Source organism: Bradyrhizobium sp. 137 (assembly GCF_023074095.1).
Classification (GTDB): domain Bacteria; phylum Pseudomonadota; class Alphaproteobacteria; order Rhizobiales; family Xanthobacteraceae; genus Bradyrhizobium.
This window is the reverse complement of sequence record NZ_JADPKU010000044.1, coordinates 288,823-306,469: the sequence shown is the minus strand read 5'-3', so window position 1 is coordinate 306,469 and position 17,647 is coordinate 288,823. Positions and strand designations below refer to the sequence as shown.

At 63.8% G+C, this 17,647-nt stretch carries 17 protein-coding genes and 1 tRNA gene; 12 read left to right on the top strand and 6 right to left on the bottom strand.

The window, feature by feature from the left end; translation table 11 throughout:
- Window positions 1–209 precede the first annotated feature (209 nt).
- Both IVA78_RS10695 and IVA78_RS10690 read right to left on the bottom strand, forming a co-directional pair.
- A complete protein-coding gene (locus IVA78_RS10695; RefSeq protein WP_247277751.1) occupies window positions 210–1,349 on the bottom strand; it encodes an epoxide hydrolase family protein in 1,140 nt (379 codons plus the stop codon).
- A gap of 93 nt (window positions 1,350–1,442) precedes the next feature.
- Entirely contained in the window at window positions 1,443–1,898 is a 456-nt protein-coding gene (locus IVA78_RS10690; RefSeq protein ID WP_247277474.1) for a GatB/YqeY domain-containing protein, read from the bottom strand.
- A gap of 227 nt (window positions 1,899–2,125) precedes the next feature.
- Here IVA78_RS10690 and carA point away from each other — a divergent pair, with 227 nt between their 5' ends.
- Entirely contained in the window at window positions 2,126–3,316 is a 1,191-nt protein-coding gene (gene carA, locus IVA78_RS10685; RefSeq protein ID WP_247277475.1) for a glutamine-hydrolyzing carbamoyl-phosphate synthase small subunit, read from the top strand.
- A gap of 184 nt (window positions 3,317–3,500) precedes the next feature.
- The gene (locus IVA78_RS10680) at window positions 3,501–4,025 is read left to right on the top strand and encodes a cupin domain-containing protein (protein WP_247448708.1); all 525 of its coding nucleotides are present in this window, start codon (window positions 3,501–3,503) and stop codon (window positions 4,023–4,025) included.
- Window positions 4,026–4,214: 189 nt separating this feature from the next.
- On the opposite strand, the gene IVA78_RS10675 is transcribed toward IVA78_RS10680, so the two are convergent.
- Window positions 4,215–4,739 carry a DNA starvation/stationary phase protection protein gene (locus IVA78_RS10675; RefSeq protein WP_247277477.1) on the bottom strand — a complete coding sequence of 175 codons (525 nt, stop codon included), beginning with the start codon at window positions 4,737–4,739 and terminating at the stop codon, window positions 4,215–4,217.
- 114 nt (window positions 4,740–4,853) lie between these two features.
- On the opposite strand from IVA78_RS10675, the gene IVA78_RS10670 reads away from it, so the two are divergent.
- Window positions 4,854–5,555 (top strand): class I SAM-dependent methyltransferase, encoded by a 702-nt coding sequence (locus IVA78_RS10670; protein WP_247277478.1) that lies wholly within the window; start codon window positions 4,854–4,856, stop codon window positions 5,553–5,555.
- Between the two features lie 55 nt (window positions 5,556–5,610).
- A tRNA-OTHER gene (locus tag IVA78_RS10665) sits at window positions 5,611–5,686 on the top strand.
- A gap of 118 nt (window positions 5,687–5,804) precedes the next feature.
- On the opposite strand, the gene IVA78_RS10660 is transcribed toward IVA78_RS10665, so the two are convergent.
- Complete coding sequence (locus tag IVA78_RS10660) at window positions 5,805–6,182, bottom strand: transcriptional regulator (RefSeq protein WP_247277479.1); 378 nt, start codon at window positions 6,180–6,182, stop codon at window positions 5,805–5,807.
- Between the two features lie 109 nt (window positions 6,183–6,291).
- On the opposite strand from IVA78_RS10660, the gene IVA78_RS10655 reads away from it, so the two are divergent.
- The 3 genes from IVA78_RS10655 (at window position 6,292) to greA (ending at window position 11,760) form a co-directional block, all read left to right on the top strand.
- A complete protein-coding gene (locus tag IVA78_RS10655; protein ID WP_247448709.1) occupies window positions 6,292–7,461 on the top strand; it encodes an MFS transporter in 1,170 nt (389 codons plus the stop codon).
- A 141-nt stretch (window positions 7,462–7,602) separates the two neighbouring features.
- Entirely contained in the window at window positions 7,603–11,067 is a 3,465-nt protein-coding gene (carB, locus tag IVA78_RS10650) for a carbamoyl-phosphate synthase large subunit (RefSeq protein WP_247277481.1), read from the top strand.
- A 219-nt stretch (window positions 11,068–11,286) separates the two neighbouring features.
- Window positions 11,287–11,760: a transcription elongation factor GreA gene (greA, locus tag IVA78_RS10645; protein ID WP_247277482.1), complete on the top strand. Its 474-nt coding sequence runs from the start codon at window positions 11,287–11,289 to the stop codon at window positions 11,758–11,760.
- Between the two features lie 115 nt (window positions 11,761–11,875).
- Here greA and IVA78_RS10640 read toward each other — a convergent pair whose 3' ends face one another.
- On the bottom strand, window positions 11,876–12,355 hold the full coding sequence (locus IVA78_RS10640) for an Lrp/AsnC family transcriptional regulator (protein ID WP_183246374.1): 480 nt from the start codon (window positions 12,353–12,355) through the stop codon (window positions 11,876–11,878).
- 265 nt (window positions 12,356–12,620) lie between these two features.
- On the opposite strand from IVA78_RS10640, the gene trxB reads away from it, so the two are divergent.
- The 5 genes from trxB (at window position 12,621) to IVA78_RS34375 (ending at window position 16,443) form a co-directional block, all read left to right on the top strand.
- Window positions 12,621–13,586, top strand: a complete 966-nt coding sequence (trxB, locus tag IVA78_RS10635) for a thioredoxin-disulfide reductase (RefSeq protein ID WP_247277483.1) — start codon at window positions 12,621–12,623, stop codon at window positions 13,584–13,586.
- Window positions 13,587–13,590: 4 nt separating this feature from the next.
- Window positions 13,591–14,514 (top strand): LysR family transcriptional regulator, encoded by a 924-nt coding sequence (locus IVA78_RS10630; RefSeq protein ID WP_247277484.1) that lies wholly within the window; start codon window positions 13,591–13,593, stop codon window positions 14,512–14,514.
- A 447-nt stretch (window positions 14,515–14,961) separates the two neighbouring features.
- Complete coding sequence (locus tag IVA78_RS10625) at window positions 14,962–15,870, top strand: 4-hydroxy-tetrahydrodipicolinate synthase (RefSeq protein ID WP_247277485.1); 909 nt, start codon at window positions 14,962–14,964, stop codon at window positions 15,868–15,870.
- Between the two features lie 151 nt (window positions 15,871–16,021).
- Window positions 16,022–16,171, top strand: coding sequence for a hypothetical protein (locus IVA78_RS10620; protein ID WP_247277486.1), 150 nt, complete (start codon window positions 16,022–16,024; stop codon window positions 16,169–16,171).
- Window positions 16,172–16,317: 146 nt separating this feature from the next.
- Window positions 16,318–16,443, top strand: coding sequence for a hypothetical protein (locus IVA78_RS34375; RefSeq protein ID WP_256464544.1), 126 nt, complete (start codon window positions 16,318–16,320; stop codon window positions 16,441–16,443).
- A gap of 158 nt (window positions 16,444–16,601) precedes the next feature.
- Here IVA78_RS34375 and IVA78_RS10615 read toward each other — a convergent pair whose 3' ends face one another.
- A complete protein-coding gene (locus IVA78_RS10615; RefSeq protein ID WP_247465191.1) occupies window positions 16,602–17,279 on the bottom strand; it encodes a ParA family protein in 678 nt (225 codons plus the stop codon).
- Window positions 17,280–17,647: the final 368 nt, after the last annotated feature.

The window sequence follows — 17,647 nt, the reverse complement described above, 5'->3', positions numbered from 1 at the left end:
CACGTTTCCAGAGTAGTTGTCGCCCAGTTTAGAGCCGTGGATGCTCGGGACAAGCCCCGCCGCGGTCATTGCGGCCGACGCACCAGCTTCGAACCCGGAATCCATCATGCGGCATTTCCCGTGGCGCGATAGATTCCGGGCTCGCCCTTCTGCCTTCGCTCATCAAGCTTCGGCGAACAAGCCGGGGCGCCCCGGCATGACGGTGAGAGTTAGCGCACCGTCGCAAAAAACGTCCGGACATCGCGCACGAACAGCTCCGGCTGCTCGAAAGCGGCGAAATGGCCGCCCTTCTCCATCTCGCTCCAATGCGTGATGTTGGGGAAGTTGGGCTCCATCCAGCGTCGCACCGGCGTGATGATCTCCTTGGGAAACACCGCGACGCCCGTCGGCACCTTCACGACAGGCGTGGTGCGGCGCTTGCCGAAACTTTCCCAATAGAGCCGCGCAGAGGAGGTCGCGGTCTCCGTCGCCCAGTACAGCATGACGTTGTCAAGCAGCTCGTCCTTGGTGAAGATGTTCTCGGGATGGCCGTTGCAATCGGTCCAGGCCCAGAATTTTTCCAAGATCCAGGCCGCCTGCCCGCTCGGCGAATCCGTCAGGCCATAGCCGAGCGTCTGCGGCCGCGTCGATTGCTGCTTGGAATAGCCGGAATCGAGATCGACATAATGCTTGAGCCCGGCGAGCGCGCGCTTCTCTTCCGCCGTCGGCTCGCCCTCGATCCGTGGCGGCGAATTGAAGGACAACGTGATGTGGATGCCAGCGCAATGCTCGGCGTCCTGCGCGCCGAGCGAGCTCGTCACCGCCGAGCCCCAGTCGCCGCCCTGCGCGCCGTATCGCGCGTAGCCCAGCCGGTCCATCAGCTTCGCCCAGGTCGCCGCGATGCGGTCGACGCCCCAGCCCGTGGTCTTCGGCTTGGCCGAGAAGCCGAAGCCCGGCAGCGAGGGACAGACGACATGAAACGCATCAGCCGGATTGCCGCCATGCGCGGCAGGATCGACCAGCGGCGCGATCACTTTCTGGAATTCGACGATCGAGCCGGGCCAGCCATGGGTGATGATCAGCGGCAGCGCGGACGGCTGCGTCGACCGCACATGCAGGAAATGGAGGTCGAGCCCGTCGATCTCGGTGGTGAACTGCTCGAAGCGGTTCAGCTCTGCTTCGCGGGCGCGCCAGTCATAGCCATCAGCCCAATAGGTGCAGATCTCCCGGATCCATTGCAGCGGCGCGCCCTGGCTCCAATCATCGACCAGCTCCGCCTCCGGCCAGCGGGTGCGGGCGAGGCGCGACTTGAGGTCGGCGAGGACGTCGTCGCTGATGGCGATGCGGAACGGTTTGATGGCGCCGGTCATCATGCCTCCCCATTTTCCTTAAAGAGAGAATAGACCGAACTGACGCGGCATCAAAGCGAGCCACCCTCACCCGCAAGGGGAGAGAGGAAAAGCCTAGCCCGACAGTGCGGCCTTCACCAAGCCGCTGGCTTTACCGAAGTCCATCTGTCCCGCGTACTTCGCCCGCAACGCTGCGATCACCTTGCCCATGTCTTTCATGCCGGCCGCGCCGGTTTCAGTGACCGCATCCGAGATCGCTTTCTTCACCTCGTCGTCCGACATCTGCTTCGGCAAATACGCCGAGATCACCACGATCTCCTCGCGCTCCTGGGTGGCGAGCTCGGCGCGACCGCCCTTGTCGTAGAGCTCAACCGCCTCCTGGCGCTGCTTGATCATTTTCTGCAGCACCGCGAGGATGTCGGCGTCCGACAGCGGCGGCTTGCCACTGCCGCGAGCGTCGATGTCGGCATTCTTGATGGTCGAATTGACCATGCGCAGCGTGGACAGCTTGCGCTCGTCCTTGGCCTTCATGGCCTCCTTGACCGCATTGTTGATGTTGTCGCGCAGCATGGTCGGGTCCTCTCAATCTGTCGCGCCTGATCTAAGCCGTTCGCGGGCAAGAGGCCATACCGGACCGGCCCGCCGGTGCATTGTTTCCTTGCCGGGGCTCGAAATGGCTCAAAGTTGCCAGTTCCGGCTTAAGTGCCCGAAGCCGCCCGTCAAATATGCAAAAACGCATGTGAATCCGGCCTGTCCCGCTTTGACGGCGGGGCCAGCGCAGACTATGAAACGCGCTCATGACACAACATGACAACGATCCCGCTTGGCCGGACCACAAACCGACCGCGCTCCTCGTGCTTGCCGACGGCACGGTGCTCGAAGGCTTCGGTCTCGGCGCCGAAGGCCACGCCGTCGGCGAGGTCTGCTTCAACACCGCGATGACCGGCTATGAGGAGATCCTGACCGATCCCTCCTATGCCGGCCAGCTCATCACCTTCACGTTCCCGCATATCGGCAATGTCGGAACCAACGAGGAAGATATCGAGACGGTGAACATGGCGGCAACGCCCGGGGCGCGCGGCGTGATCCTGCGCACCGCGATCACCGATCCCTCGAACTACCGCGCCACCAAGCACCTCGACCAGTGGCTGAGGGCTCGCGGCATCATCGGCCTCTCCGGCATCGACACCCGCGCGCTGACCGCGCTGATCCGCTCCAACGGCATGCCCAACGCCGTGATCGCGCATTCCAAGAAGGGTGAGTTCGATCTGCACGGTCTCAAGGAAGAGGCGCGCGAGTGGCCGGGCCTCGAAGGCATGGACCTCGTGCCGATGGTCACGTCCGGCCAGCGCTTCACCTGGGACGAGACTCCCTGGCTGTGGGACAAGGGTTTCGGCCGCCAGGACAAGCCCGAGTTCAACGTGGTGGCGATCGATTACGGCATCAAGCGCAACATCTTGCGCCTGCTCGCCGGCGTCGGCTGCAAGGTGACGGTGGTGCCGGCAACGACTTCATCTGAGGATATCCTTGCGATGAAGCCGGACGGCGTGTTTCTGTCGAACGGCCCGGGCGATCCGGCGGCGACCGGCAAATATGCCGTACCTGTGATCCGGGACGTGATCAAGTCGGGCACGCCGACCTTCGGCATTTGCCTCGGTCACCAGATGCTCGGTCTCGCCGTCGGCGCCAAGACCAAGAAGATGCACCAGGGCCATCACGGCGCCAACCATCCCGTCAAGGACGAGACCACCGGCAAGGTCGAGATCACCTCGATGAACCACGGCTTTGCCGTGGACGAGACGACTTTGCCGAAGGGTGCGACGCAGACCCACATCTCGCTGTTCGACGGCTCCAATTGCGGCATCCAGCTCGACGGCAAGCCGGTGTTCTCGGTGCAGTACCACCCCGAGGCTTCGCCCGGCCCGCGCGACTCGCACTATCTGTTCCAGCGCTTTGCCGATCTGATGCGGCAGAAGAAGAGCGCGTAAGGGCGCTATCGCCTTTGCGGCGTGATGCACTGCTGAACCGGGGGCCATAGACACGGCGTTCCGGGTCCGGGCTCAGCGACGCATCGCTTCGCGCGGCTTCGCGTCCGGGACACGACACCTGTCCAGGAACGCCTGCACAGGATGAAATGTTGTCCGGGCACTCTCGTGTAGCAGGAGCCCCGCCATGTCCGTCGTCCGCGACAAGGCCGAGCCGCTCGCCATCGTGTTCGAAGATGACGGGCTCGTGCCAAACAACATCCTCCCGTTCCTGGTTTACCAGGGCGCGGTGAAGCTCGATCCGGAGCAGCCGGAAGAGACTATCGAAGAGCTGTTCGAAGCGAACGGCTGGGGCGGCACGTGGCGCAACGGCGTCTACGATTATCTGCACTATCATTCGACCGTGCATGAGGTGCTCGGCGTTGCGCGCGGCAGCGCTCGCGTCCGCTTCGGCGGCGACCATGGCCAGGAGCTTCAGATCAAGGCGGGCGACGTTGCGATCCTGCCGGCCGGTACCGGCCACCAATGCATCAAGGCGAGCGACGATTTCTGCGTGATCGGCGCTTATCCGCCAGGCGCCAAGATGGAGATCACGCGGGCGACGGCTGAAAATCACGCCAAGGCGCTGAAGACGATTCCGCAAGTCGCGATGCCGCCGGCCGATCCGGTGACGGGCAAGGAAGGCGCGCTGATGAGGTTGTGGCGGTCGTGAGTCGAGAACGCCGGCCAAACACGCGGTCGTCGTCCCGGCGCCGGCCGCACCCATACCCTCAGGAAGACGTTTTGGCGGGAAATGGCGGCCGCGAGTCTTCGCCAAACTCAAGCCTGTGGCGACGGGTCCCGGATCTGCGCGCGCTTGGGGCGCGCTTGTCCGGGACGACGTTGCGGAAGAATTAGCGCCCTACCCCGCGTTGCTGCCCTCCTGCCTTGTGGCTTCGAACAGGAACCAGGTGCGGCGCTCGGTCTCATCGATGAAGTTTTCGAGGATGCTGGCGCTGGCGACATCGCCAGCTTCGTCGCAGACCTCATGCGCCTTACGCATCGCAGCCGCGACGTGCTTGTTGTCCTGCATCAACTCGCGCAGCATCTCGCGCGGCGGAACGTAGTCCTCGTTGTTGTCCTTGATGGTCTGGAGTTTTGCAACCTGGCCGATCGACCTCAGCGTGGTGCCGCCGATCTTGCGGACGCGCTCGGCGAGCTGGTCGGTGGTGGCGAAGATCTGGTCGGACTGCTCGTCGAGCAGCAAATGATAATCGCGGAAATGCCGGCCGCTGATGTGCCAGTGGAAATTCTTGGTTTTCAGATACAGCGCGAATGCGTCGGCCAGAAGCACGTTGAGCGCCTCCGAGACCTTCTTGACCCCATCGGGCGGCAGATCGGTGGGGGTGTCGAGATCGGGCGAGACCTTGTTGTTGGTTTTGCTCACGGGAGACCTTCCTGTTAGGACGCGGACATTGACGGCGCGCCGTCGCACCCCTAACGCAAGGCGGGCAGCGCCGGTTCCGTTGGCGGAACCGTTTGGCCGGGATGTTCAAATACCATGGACGATTGGATCGATTATTACGACTCCACGCATACGATCTATGTCAGCAAGCTGCATCGCGACTTGCACTTCCAGATCATTGCGCGGGACATCATCGGCTATATCCCCTCGTCCGACGCCGTGGTGCTGGACTATGCCTGCGGCGAGGCGCTGTCGGCGAACCAGGTGGCCGCCGCGTGTGGCAAGCTGATCCTGGCCGAGCCCGCGCCGGGAGTGCGCGGCCGGCTGATCGCGCGGTTCGCTCCGAACACCAAGATCCGCGTCCGTTCGCTCGATGACGTCCGCAAGATGCAGGACCGGTCGATCGATCTCGTCGTGATGAACTCGGTCGCGCAATACATGACGCCGGAGGAGCTGGATGGCGCTCTCCTCAACATCCGCCGGATCCTAAAACCCTCCGGCAAGCTGGTGCTCGGGGATATCCTCCAGCCCAATGTCGGCATGGTCAGGGACGTGATGGCGCTGCTCAGCTTCGGCGTGCGGCACGGCTTCCTGAAGGACGCGCTGGTCGGGCTGATCAGCACCGCGCTCTCGGACTATCGCCAGCTGCGCTCACGCATCGGGCTCCAGCGCTACAGCGAGGCGGAGATCACCGCGAAGCTGACGGCGGCCGGGTTCGTCGTCCAGCGCGCGCACACCAATATCGGCCACAATCACTGGCGCATGACCTTCATCGCGCGGCCACCTCTGATCCGTTAAGTATAACAACCAGCCGAGGTGGCCTGCCGCGCCTCCGATCGGTAATGATCGATGCGGCCCGGTGGCGGAAGCGTCTACGCGAGGGCGGTGCAACGCTCTTCATCCTGGTTCAAATCCAGGCCGGGTCTCCACGCTTCGCCCCTGCGGGGCTACGCGTGGCGCAGCCATGCTAGACCGGCAGGGGCGAAGCGTGTCCGGCGTAGCTTCAGCGAAGCGAAAGCGAAGACGGACTGCTCGCGCGCAATCGTCTCATTTTCGGTCGGCGTCGACCATCTCGCACTCGGACAGCAGCTGAAGCCGGTCGGCGTCCTTGGCCGCTGACTTGATCACGGCATCGAGCACGCCCGGGAAGCGCGCATCCAGATCCTCGCGGCGCAGCCGCATGAAGCGGTTGGTGCCGGCCACGCGGGTCTGCATCAGGCCGCATTCGCGCAGTTTGGCAAAGTGATAGGCGAGGTTGGACTTGCCGCCGAGGCCGCTGAAATCGCCACAGCAGAGCTCGCTGCTGACACGTTCTTGCTGCGCGAGCTGGTAGACGATCGCCAACCGGATCGGATCGCTCAGGCAATCCAGGACCATCGGCAGCTCGATCTGCTCGCGGGTCGGGTGAAATGGCATTCGGCTCATGGGTCCATCATAGCGACGAGACCGAAATGTTCAACAGTTCTTGAACCAATTGACTTCTAGGCCGGTTCAACCAATAGTTCAATAAACGTTGAACATAAGGATTTCTCCCATGAGCGTGTTCTGGCTGGCCCTGGCGGCCTTCGCGATCGGCACTGAAGGATTTGTCATTGCAGGACTTTTACCGGCGATCGCCACTGACCTCTCGATTTCGGTCTCGGCCGCCGGCCAGCTGGTCACCGCTTACGCCCTCACCTATGCCGTGGGCTCGCCGATCCTGGCGGTCACGCTCAACAACATCGACCGCCGCACCGTGTTGGCTCTGGCGTTGACGACCTTCGTCGCCGGCAACCTCGCCGCAATGGCGGCCTCAAGCTACGCCCTGCTGCTGGCCTCGCGTATGCTGATGGCGCTGGGCTCGGGACTGTGCATGCCGACGGCACTGGCAGTGTCCGTGGCGGTCGCCTCGCCCGAACGGCGCGGACGTGCGGTGGCCCTCGTCACCTCGGGCCTTACGGTCGCAACCGTCATCGGCGTCCCCCTTGGCAATCTCGTCGGCAGCCTGCTCGGCTGGCGCGCCACGTTTGCCATGGTCGCCCTGATCGGCACGGTGGCACTCGCCGGCCTTCTGCTTGGGCTACCCAAAGGCCTGCCGCGCAACACCGCCTCGCTGAGCGAGCGGCTGGCGGTGGCGCGTCACAGCAATGTCTTGATCGCGCTTGTGATCACAATTTTATGGGCGCTCGGCGGCTTCACCGTGTTCACCTATTTCGCCGTTCCTCTGCGCAGCCTCGGCTTTGACGCCTCGCAGATCAGTCTGGCACTGCTGGTGTTCGGCGGCGCCGCCGCGATCGGCAACATGCTCGGCGGCGTCCTGGCCGACCGGCTCGGCACGCTCGCCACCGCCGCGCTCGGGCTCGCCGGCATGGCGAGTGCGCTGATCCTGCATTCGCTGGTGCTGAAGCTGATGCCCGGACAGGCGCATTATACGGTGCTGGGCGCGATCTTCCTCTGGGGCGTCTCGGGCTGGGCGTTTTATCCGGCCCAGATCGCCAGCATCATCCGGATCGAGCCGCAGGCCTCGATGATCGCGCTCTCGCTCAACGCCTCGGCGATGTATCTCGGCTTCGCCATCGGCGGCGCCCTGGGCGGCGCGGTGCTGGCCACACTCTCGCCCAATGACCTCGGCTGGATCGGCGGAACGAGCGTTGCCGCCTCGCTTCTGGTGCATCTCGCCCGCGGCTGGCAGGCGCGGCCAAAACCGGTCAAAATTGCCGGTTGATGGGCGTTTTTCGGGGTTTCGCCGCCCTGAAAACTGGTCTAAGACCCACCCGCGCGCGAGGGAGACCACCGCGCTCTCGGCCACAGGGACGCGCGGTAGCGCGCCCTTTTTTTTGCCCAAATCCCAGTCCGGCGAGAGTTGATGCCCAAACGTACAGACATCACCACCATCCTGATCATCGGCGCCGGTCCCATCGTGATCGGCCAGGCCTGCGAGTTCGACTATTCGGGCACGCAGGCGGTGAAGACGCTGAAGGAAGAGGGCTATCGCATCGTCCTCGTCAATTCCAACCCGGCCACCATCATGACCGATCCGGAATTGGCCGATGCGACCTATATCGAGCCGATCACGCCCGAGATCGTCGCCAAGATCATCGAGAAGGAGCGCCACGTCATTCCCGGCGGCTTCGCGCTGCTGCCGACCATGGGCGGTCAAACAGCCCTGAACTGCGCGCTGTCGCTGCGCCGGCAGGGCACGCTGGAAAAGTTCGACGTCGAGATGATCGGCGCGACCGCGGATGCGATCGACAAGGCCGAGGACCGCCAGTTGTTCCGCAACGCCATGGAGAAGATCGGTCTGCAGACGCCGAAGTCGCGGCTCGCCAACGCGTCCGAGCTGAAGAAGTCGTTCCGCGACAAATACCATGCCGAACGCGAGAAGCTGTCGGGCGCGGCCCTCGAAGAGCTCGACCGGCAATGGACGCTCGGCGAAGGCGACCGCCGCAAGCGCTATCAGGAATATGCGCTGGGCCAGGCGATGATGGCGCTCTCCGAGATCGGCCTGCCCGCAATCATCCGGCCCTCCTTCACGATGGGCGGCACCGGCGGCGGCATCGCCTACAACAAGGAAGAGTTCCTCGACATCATCGAGCGCGGCCTTGATGCATCGCCCACCAACGAAGTGCTGATCGAAGAATCCGTGCTCGGCTGGAAAGAGTACGAGATGGAGGTCGTGCGCGACAAGAAGGACAATTGCATCATCGTCTGCTCGATCGAGAACCTCGATCCGATGGGCGTGCATACCGGCGATTCCATCACCGTGGCGCCCGCCCTGACGTTGACCGACAAGGAATACCAGATCATGCGCGACGCCTCGCTGGCGGTGCTGCGCGAGATCGGGGTCGAGACCGGCGGCTCCAACGTGCAGTTCGGCGTCAATCCCGAAGACGGCCGCATGGTCGTCATCGAGATGAATCCGCGCGTGTCGCGCTCGTCCGCACTGGCCTCCAAGGCCACCGGCTTTCCGATCGCCAAGGTCGCTGCCAAGCTCGCGGTCGGCTACACCCTCGACGAGATCGCCAACGACATCACCGGCGGCGCCACGCCGGCCTCGTTCGAGCCGACGATCGATTACGTCGTCACCAAGGTGCCGCGCTTCGCCTTCGAGAAATTTCCGGGTGCCTCGACCACGCTGACGACCTCGATGAAGTCGGTCGGCGAAGTCATGGCGATCGGCCGCACCTTCCAGGAAAGTCTTCAGAAGGCCTTGCGCGGGCTCGAGACCGGATTGACCGGCCTCGACGAGATCGAGATCGAGGGACTCGGCCGCGACGACGACAAGAATGCGATCCGCGCCGCGCTCGGCACGCCGACGCCGAACCGGCTGCTCCAGGTCGCCCAGGCGATGCGGCTCGGCTGGTCCAACGAGGACATCTTCAACTCCTGCAAGATCGATCCGTGGTTCCTCGGCGAGATGCGCGGCATCGTGGACATGGAGGAGAAGGTTCGCAAGAACGGCCTGCCGGGCAATGCCTTCGGCATGCGCACGCTCAAGTCCATGGGCTTCTCCGATGCGCGCCTCGCAGTGCTCGCCGGGACGACGGAAGCCGACGTCACGGCGAAGCGCCACGCGCTCGGCGTCCGTCCCGTCTACAAGCGCATCGACACCTGTGCGGCCGAGTTCGCCTCTCCCACCGCCTATATGTATTCGACCTATGAGGCGCCGTTTGCGGGTGCGCCTGCGGACGAGAGCACTCCGTCCGACAAGAAGAAGGTCATCATCCTCGGCGGCGGACCGAACCGCATCGGCCAGGGCATCGAGTTCGACTATTGCTGCTGTCACGCCTGCTTCGCGCTGCACGATGCCGGCTACGAATCCATCATGGTCAACTGCAATCCGGAGACCGTGTCGACCGATTACGACACTGCCGACCGGCTCTATTTCGAGCCGCTCACCGCCGAGGACGTGCTGGAGATCATCGCCAAGGAGCGCAGCAAAGGCACGCTGCACGGCGTGATCGTGCAGTTCGGCGGCCAGACCCCGCTGAAGCTGGCGCGCGCGCTGGAAGCAGCCGAAGTGCCGATCCTCGGCACCTCGCCCGATGCCATCGATCTTGCCGAGGATCGCGACCGCTTCAAGCGCGTGCTCGACAAGCTGCGGCTCAAGCAGCCGAAGAACGGTATCGCTTATTCGGTCGAGCAGGCGAGGCTCGTCTCCGCCGATCTCGGCCTGCCGCTGGTGGTGCGTCCGTCCTATGTGCTCGGCGGCCGCGCCATGCAGATCATCCGCGAGGAGAACCAGCTCAACGACTATCTGCTCGGCACACTGCCGGAGCTGGTGCCGGCCGACGTCAAGGCGCGCTATCCCAACGACAAGACCGGGCAGATCAACACCGTGCTCGGCAAGAACCCGCTGCTGTTCGACCGCTATCTCTCGGACGCGACCGAAATCGACGTCGACTGCCTCTGCGACGGCAAGGACACTTTCATCGTCGGCATCATGGAGCACATCGAGGAAGCCGGCATCCATTCCGGCGATAGCGCCTGCTCGCTGCCGCCGCATTCGCTCGATGCCGGGATGATCGAGGAGCTGGAGCGGCAGACCCGCGAGCTCGCGCTCGGCCTCGACGTGGTCGGCCTGATGAACGTGCAATACGCCATCAAGGACAGCGAGATCTACGTGCTCGAAGTCAATCCGCGCGCTTCGCGCACAGTGCCGTTCGTCGCCAAGGTGATCGGCACGCCGGTCGCGAAGATCGCCGCGCGCATCATGGCCGGCGAGAAGCTCGCCGATTTCAAGCTAAAGAAGGCGGAGCTCAAGCACGTTGGCGTCAAGGAATCGGTATTCCCGTTCGCGCGCTTCCCCGGCGTCGACACGGTGCTCGGCCCGGAGATGCGCTCGACGGGCGAGGTCATGGGCATCGACCGCTCGTTTGCGGTGGCGTTCGCCAAGAGCCAGCTCGGCGGCGGCACGCGGGTGCCGCGCAAGGGCACGGTGTTCGTCTCGGTGCGCGAGAGCGACAAGACGCGCATCGCCGAGGCTGTGCGCGAACTGCATTCGCTCGGCTTCAAGGTGCTGGCGACCTCGGGCACCCAGCGCTTCCTGACCGATCAGGGCATCCCGACCGAGAAGGTGAACAAGGTGCTGGAGGGCCGGCCGCACATCGTCGACGCCATCACCAATGGCGACGTCCAGCTCGTCTTCAACACCACCGAAGGCCCGCAGGCGCTCGCCGACAGCCGTTCGCTGCGGCGCGCGGCCCTCTTGCATAAAGTGCCGTATTACACCACTCTTTCCGGGGCCGTGGCGGCCGCGCAGGGCATCCGCGCCTATCTGGGCGGGGACCTTGAGGTTCGGACCCTGCAGAGCTACTTTTCGGAAACCTGATTGCTAGCGGGGCTGGGCCTTGGGCTCAGCCTTTCGCTAAGTGATTGGCAAGGAAGCCACAATGGCGGGAGGAACTGTCCGGCCATGTGAGTGTTCTGTTCCGGCGCCAGACCCGAATAATAATCCCGGTGGGCGCATTTTGAGCCCCGGGAACACCGACGCATCAAGGTTGCCGCGCCACCCTTTATATGGGCGCGCAGCTGAAGGACGAGAGAAGAGATGGAAAAGGTTCCGATGACCCAGGCCGGCTTTGTCGCGCTCGGGGAAGAATTGAAGCAGCGCCAGTCTGTAGACCGTCCGCGGATCATCGAGCATATCGCGGAGGCGCGCTCGCACGGAGACCTGTCGGAGAACGCGGAATATCATGCCGCGAAGGAAGAGCAGTCCCACAATGAGGGCCGCATCGCCGAACTCGAGGACAAGCTCGCGCGCGCCGACATCATCGACATCTCGAAGCTCTCCGGCGACACCATCAAGTTCGGCGCCACCGTGACGCTGGTCGACGAGGACACCGACAAGAAGACGGTGTGGCAGATCGTCGGCGAGGTCGAGGCCGACGCCAAGAAGGGCCGCATCTCCATCACCTCGCCGCTCGCCCGCGCCCTGATCGGCAAGAAGAAGGGCGCCTCCGTCGAGGTCAACACGCCGGGCGGCGCCAAGGCGTATGAGATCACCAAGGTGGAGTGGCGGTAGAGATTTGCCGCTGCCCGTGACGCCGTTCCGAAAAGGCGGCGCAATGCGCGGCGCGGCTCTGCAGCGCATCGCTGAAGATGCGCTGCGCTCCGGCCGGGGCAGGCGATCACCCGAGCTACCTTCGTCCCTTCACGTCGAGCGGCACCGCCGCCTCATATTTCGAATTGTGCAGCACCAGCGAGGTCCGCACGTTGCGCACATGGGGCGCGGCGGTCAGGTGCGTGACGAAATCCTGGAAGGTCGCCATGTCGGGGGCGACGCATTTCAGGATGAAATCGACCTCGCCCGACAGCATCCAGCATTCCCGCACCAAGGGCTCGGCGCGGACGAATTCCTCGAAGGCGCGCAAATCCGCTTCGGCCTGGCTGGACAGGTGCACGGCGGCGAATACGGTGACGTCGAAGCCGAGCTTGCGGGCGTCCAGCAGGCCGCGATAGCCATGGATATAGCCCTCCTCCTCCAGCGCCCGGACGCGGCGCAGGCAGGGCGGCGGCGAGATGCCGACGCGCTTGGCCAGCTCGACATTCGTGATTCGACCGTCGGCCTGAATCTCGGTGAGAATTTTCAGGTCGATCTCGTCTAGGCTCCGCGACACGTGATTGGAACTCCTGGCCTCGGCGGCGGTATTGGGTGGCTTGTCGCAATCCTCATACCCAGTCCATACGCCCAGCGCAATTTTATTGCGCGTGCAGCGCAATTGACTTTTGTTCCTTGTTGGAAAAATCCGCCGATAGGGAATGCAATTCTTGCATAGCTCACCAGAAGGCTTAGATTAGCTCTGATATTTCAGCGCCTCCGCGAGGCCTCCCGGCACGTTCCGCGCGCGCGCTGCAAATCCCCCGTGAAAGGCGTCCACCGAAATGTCCGCTCCTGTTCATGCAAAGGTCGTCATCATCGGCTCCGGCCCCGCCGGTTACACGGCGGCGATCTACGCCGCGCGTGCGATGCTCGAGCCGATCCTGATTCAGGGCATCCAGCCGGGCGGTCAGCTCACCATCACCACCGACGTCGAGAACTATCCGGGCTTCGCCGACGTGATCCAGGGCCCTTGGCTGATGGAGCAGATGGAGAAGCAGGCGGTCCACGTCGGCACCAAGATCGTCTCTGACCTGGTCACCAAGCTGGAAACTGCGCAGCGGCCGTTCCGCCTCACCTGCGACAGCGGTGACGTCTATCTTGCCGACAGCGTCATCCTCGCCACAGGCGCGCAGGCGCGCTGGCTCGGGCTGCCGTCGGAAACAAAATTCCAGGGCGGCGGCGTGTCGGCCTGTGCCACGTGCGACGGCTTCTTCTACCGCAACAAGGAGGTCGTGGTGGTCGGCGGCGGCAATACCGCGGTCGAGGAAGCCCTGTACCTCACCAACCATGCCTCTCAGGTCACCATCGTGCATCGTCGCGATCACTTCCGTGCCGAGCGCATCCTGCAGGAGCGTCTGTTCAAGCACCCCAAAATCAAGGTGATCTGGGACTCAGCCGTCGACGAGATCTGCGGCACCGAGAACCCGAACAAGGTCACCCATGTGCGCCTCAAGAACGTCAAGACCGGCGCGCTCACGAACGTGAAGACCGACGGCATCTTCATCGCCATCGGCCACGCCCCGGCGACCGAGCTCGTCAAAGGCCAGGTCAAGCTCAAGCCGTCGGGCTACGTCGAGGTCGCCCCGAACTCGACCGCCACCTCGGTGCCCGGCCTGTTCGCCGCCGGCGACGTGGCCGACGAGACTTATCGCCAGGCCGTGACGGCCGCCGGCCTCGGCTGCATGGCCGCACTCGAGGCCGAACGTTTCTTGGCCCTTCGCGCCAGCGAGCGCGCGGCAGCGGAATAGAATCATGCCCCGAACACGCGACGGATTTACGGATATGGACTGGGACAAGCTGAAGGTGTTTCACGCGGCGGCGGAAGCGGGCAGCTTCACGCATGCGGGCGAGCAGCTCGGCCTGTCGCAATCGGCGGTGTCGCGCCAGGTCTCGGCGCTGGAGCAGGAGCTCTCGGTCTCGCTGTTCCACCGCCACGCCCGCGGCCTGATCCTGACCGAGCAGGGCGACCTGCTGTTCCGCACCGCGCATGACGTGTTCATGCAGCTCCAGGCCGCGCGTGCCAAGCTGACCGACAGCCGCGAGCGGCCGAGCGGCGACCTCAAGATCACCACCACGCCTGGCGTCGGCATCAACTGGCTGATCCCGCGGCTCGGCGAGTTCACCGCGCTCTATCCGGAGATCCGGATCTCCTTGATCGTCACCGACGAGGAGCTCGACCTGTCCATGCGCGAGGCGGACGTCGCGATCCGGACCCGCAAGCCGACCCAGCCGGATCTCATCCAGCGCAAGCTGTTCGCGATGGGCTTCCACGCATATTGCTCGCCGGAATACATCAAGCGCTTCGGCACGCCACGCACGCTGGAGGAGCTCGACTCTCACCGCATCATCACGCTGTCGGACGGCAACTTCGCCCCGCATCTTCAGAACCGCAACTGGCTGATCGAGGCTGGTCGCAACGGCTCGGGTCCGCGCGAAGCCTATTTCAAGGTCAACAACATCCTCGGCCTCGTGCGCGCCTGTCAGCAGGGCCTCGGAATCGCCGCCCTGCCCGACTACCTCGTCGAGGAACAGAACAAACTCGTGCAGCTGTTCGGTGAATCGGATTCGATCCAGCTCGACACCTATTTCGTCTATCCCGAGGAGTTGAAGACGGTCGCACGCGTGCAGGTGTTCCGCGACTTCGTGGTCAGCAAGGCGCAGCGCTGGCCGTCCTGATTTCCGCATGACTGACATGCGGCCTCGGCTGTTGCTGGACGGCGCTCGTCAAGCCCATACTGTTTGCACGCTGAGCCTTCGCGTTGCGCATTTGTCCCCCTCCTCCAGTGGCGCGGGAGTTCAGTAATCCCTCTTGGAAGGTGATTGTGTCGGCCTCACGTGGCCAATACCTAAGCCGGGCCTTCGGGTCCGGCTTTTTTTCGTCAAAATTGCCTTTCGCCTTCCGCGTGTATTGACAGGCTTGGGTATACCCCGCATCATTTGTCGATGATCACGAAGTCGTGCGCAGTCATCTCGAAAAAAGGTCCCCATCCGGGGACCTCGGATTTTTGCGTGCGCTAATACCGGCTTCGTCATCGCAGCAAATCCCGAAAACCCCGCCGCCTGGACGGGGTTTTTTCATGTGCCCTCCGTCTCAGGCCTTTTTCCCGAGAAGGAGATGGAAACATGACCGGACTACGAGACCAATTGCACGGGCTGTGGCTGCCGCTGGTGACGCCGTTTCGCGACGGCCGTCTCGACGAGACGTCATTGCGGCGGCTGGCGCGGCACTACGGCGCACAGGCCATCGACGGCTTCATCCTGGGGGCGACTTCGGGTGAAGGCATGACGCTGCGCGACACTGAACTCGAGCGCCTCGTCGCCGTCGTCCGCGACGAGATGGCGGCGGGCCGCCGCACCTTGCCGATCTGCCTCGGGCTGTCGGGCGCGGACACCTCGCGGCTGAAGGATCGCCTCGACGAGACCGCGGACTGGCCGATCGACGGTTATCTGATCGCAAGCCCATACTATGTGCGGCCGTCGCAGCGCGGGCTGCTGGCGCATTTCGAGGCGCTCGCCGATCACGCCGCCTGGCCGATTGCGCTCTACAACATTCCCTACCGCTGCGCGGTCAATGTCACCAACCAGACCATGCTGCGGCTCGCCGAACACAGGAACATCGTCGGCCTGAAGGATTGCGGTGCGAGCCGCGAACAATCGATCGCGCTGCTGCGCGACAGGCCGAAGGATTTTCGCGTGCTCACCGGCGAGGACGCGAATTATTTCGAGGCGCTCACCGACGGCGCCGACGGCGGCATCGTGCTGTCAGCCCATGTCGAGACCGCGACATTTGCGGCGGTGTATGCGGAACTCAAGCGCGGCAATCACGATGCCGCGAGGGCGCGCTGGCAGGAGGTCGCCGAGCTGACACGGCTGCTGTTCGCCGAGCCGAGCCCTGCGCCGGCGAAGTACTGGCTGTGGCGCAGCGGCCTCATCGACAGCCCAGAAGTGCGCCTGCCGATGGTGGAAGTGAGCAGCGAGTTCGCCGCCACGATCGATCGCGAGATCGAGCGACGGATGAAAGCCGCGGCCTAGCGCTTACCCTCCCCTGGAGGGGGAGGGTAAGAACGCCTCCATAGTTAACCGCGCGCCAACCGCCTTCGCGTCGGCCGCATGGTGCATCCACGCCTCGTTTACGCAATCGCGCCTATCGTTTCCGCCAAGACTTTCAAACGGGGGAATGACCATGGGACATCGCACCCGGCCGATGGCCGCGAGCCAATTCGCGCCGGCCGATCTCGTGCAGGGAATTCTGGTGGTGTCGTCATTCGGGTTCTGGGCGGTGATGCTCGGCCTGATGCCGGTGCTGCTGTTTCGCGTCTGGCTGGCAGGCTGACAGCGCCACGCGGATGGTTAACCCGTGGTAGCACCTGTGTTCAAAATGCACGGCCAGCTGCGACCCGGAATTTTAAAACATCCCGCGTATCACTGGCGCCCATAAGCGAAGAAATCGCGGGGGCGTTTGTGAATAGTCAGCATGAAATGGCGTCGCATTACGACGCCGGGCAGAGCTTTACCACCGAGGACATTCTCTGGGCCGTCGGCATCTGGTCGGTGATCCTCACCCTGTCGCCGGTCATCGTGTTCTACATGCTGATGGTCGCGTAGCTCAGCTCGTCATTCCGGATCGACCGAAGGGCGAATCCGGAATCTCGAGATTCCGGGCCTGGCGCGCTTGCGCGCCATCCCGGAAAGACAGGTGAAGCAGAAACGCAAAACGCGCGGCTCGTCCGCGCGTTTTTCGTCGGGGAAAATGAATAATGAAATTATGCCGCCTGCTTGTGCATTGCGCCGGAAGCCGAAGCCGTGCCGCGAATAGCCTTCACTGAACGCTCGATCGCCGCCCACAGCCGTGCAATTTCCTGAGCCGCGCGGCTCTCGGCCTGATACTCGCGCGCGCCTTCGCCGTGGCTGAGCGCCATCAGGAGATCCGAACGGTTGGTGATCTGGCCGCCCCACATCGGAGCGCGGAATTTCGCCAGCGCCTCGCGGGCGATGGTGACGATCGGGCTTTCGGTCTCGTCGCGGCGCGCCGGCGCACCGTTGAGCACGACCGCGTAGGGCTTGCGCGCGGCGCGGCACATCTGAATGGTTTCCTGCACCGCGTTGACGTCGAACACGCCGGGACGCGCCGGAATGATCACCATCGTCGCGTTCCTGATCGCGTCGTCGACGACCGCCGACAGGTTGGGCGGCGTATCGATCAACACCCATTCATAACCGTCGCGCCTGGCCGCGGAGACGATGCCGCTGACGGAGTTCACGGCCGCCTTGATCGACGGCTCGTTGGTGCCGCGCAGCTTGTGCCAGAGCGTGAGCGAGCCTTGCGGATCGGCGTCCACCAGCATGACCTGCTTGCTCGCCTTGATCTGCGCGGCGAGATGGGCAGCGAGGGTACTCTTGCCCGAACCGCCTTTACGTGATGCAAAAACAATAACGTTCATACCTTCGGCCTCCAGATTGACCCCGTGGCTCGAAAATGAATCAGCGCGCTGATTCGTGAAAGAAAAATTTATCGGGAGTTGCGTTGCCGCCACGAAATAACAAGGCGTGTTGGCTTTTGAGTCACACTGCCTGGTGCGACGCCCGATACAATCGCAATGAAATGCGGCCTGCGCGAGCGATCATGCGCTTTTTGAGCAGCGAAGCCGGACAAAGCGAAATGCAACCTTGCCGCGCAAACCGCTTTGCGACTCTTTTTTGTCGTGCGCGCTTGCAATTGCCGCAAGCCGGCGCGCCGGTCGCGCGAACAAAACGAGTCCAACGGAGGAAACGCGGCTGCCGAACTTCGAGGAAGAAAGCGCGCTGTCGC

Excerpts from the sequence above, each read along its gene's own strand:
- IVA78_RS10695 (WP_247277751.1), bottom strand. The coding sequence starts at position 1,349 with ATGACCGGCGCCATCAAACCGTTCCGCATCGCCATCAGCGACGACGTC.
- IVA78_RS10690 (WP_247277474.1), bottom strand. The coding sequence starts at position 1,898 with ATGCTGCGCGACAACATCAACAATGCGGTCAAGGAGGCCATGAAGGCC.
- carA (WP_247277475.1), top strand. The coding sequence starts at position 2,126 with ATGACACAACATGACAACGATCCCGCTTGGCCGGACCACAAACCGACC.
- IVA78_RS10680 (WP_247448708.1), top strand. The coding sequence starts at position 3,501 with ATGTCCGTCGTCCGCGACAAGGCCGAGCCGCTCGCCATCGTGTTCGAA.
- IVA78_RS10670 (WP_247277478.1), top strand. The coding sequence starts at position 4,854 with ATGGACGATTGGATCGATTATTACGACTCCACGCATACGATCTATGTC.
- IVA78_RS10660 (WP_247277479.1), bottom strand. The coding sequence starts at position 6,182 with ATGAGCCGAATGCCATTTCACCCGACCCGCGAGCAGATCGAGCTGCCG.
- IVA78_RS10655 (WP_247448709.1), top strand. The coding sequence starts at position 6,292 with ATGAGCGTGTTCTGGCTGGCCCTGGCGGCCTTCGCGATCGGCACTGAA.
- carB (WP_247277481.1), top strand. The coding sequence starts at position 7,603 with ATGCCCAAACGTACAGACATCACCACCATCCTGATCATCGGCGCCGGT.
- greA (WP_247277482.1), top strand. The coding sequence starts at position 11,287 with ATGGAAAAGGTTCCGATGACCCAGGCCGGCTTTGTCGCGCTCGGGGAA.
- trxB (WP_247277483.1), top strand. The coding sequence starts at position 12,621 with ATGTCCGCTCCTGTTCATGCAAAGGTCGTCATCATCGGCTCCGGCCCC.
- IVA78_RS10630 (WP_247277484.1), top strand. The coding sequence starts at position 13,591 with ATGCCCCGAACACGCGACGGATTTACGGATATGGACTGGGACAAGCTG.
- IVA78_RS10625 (WP_247277485.1), top strand. The coding sequence starts at position 14,962 with ATGACCGGACTACGAGACCAATTGCACGGGCTGTGGCTGCCGCTGGTG.
- IVA78_RS10620 (WP_247277486.1), top strand. The coding sequence starts at position 16,022 with ATGGGACATCGCACCCGGCCGATGGCCGCGAGCCAATTCGCGCCGGCC.
- IVA78_RS34375 (WP_256464544.1), top strand. The coding sequence starts at position 16,318 with ATGGCGTCGCATTACGACGCCGGGCAGAGCTTTACCACCGAGGACATT.
- IVA78_RS10615 (WP_247465191.1), bottom strand. The coding sequence starts at position 17,279 with ATGAACGTTATTGTTTTTGCATCACGTAAAGGCGGTTCGGGCAAGAGT.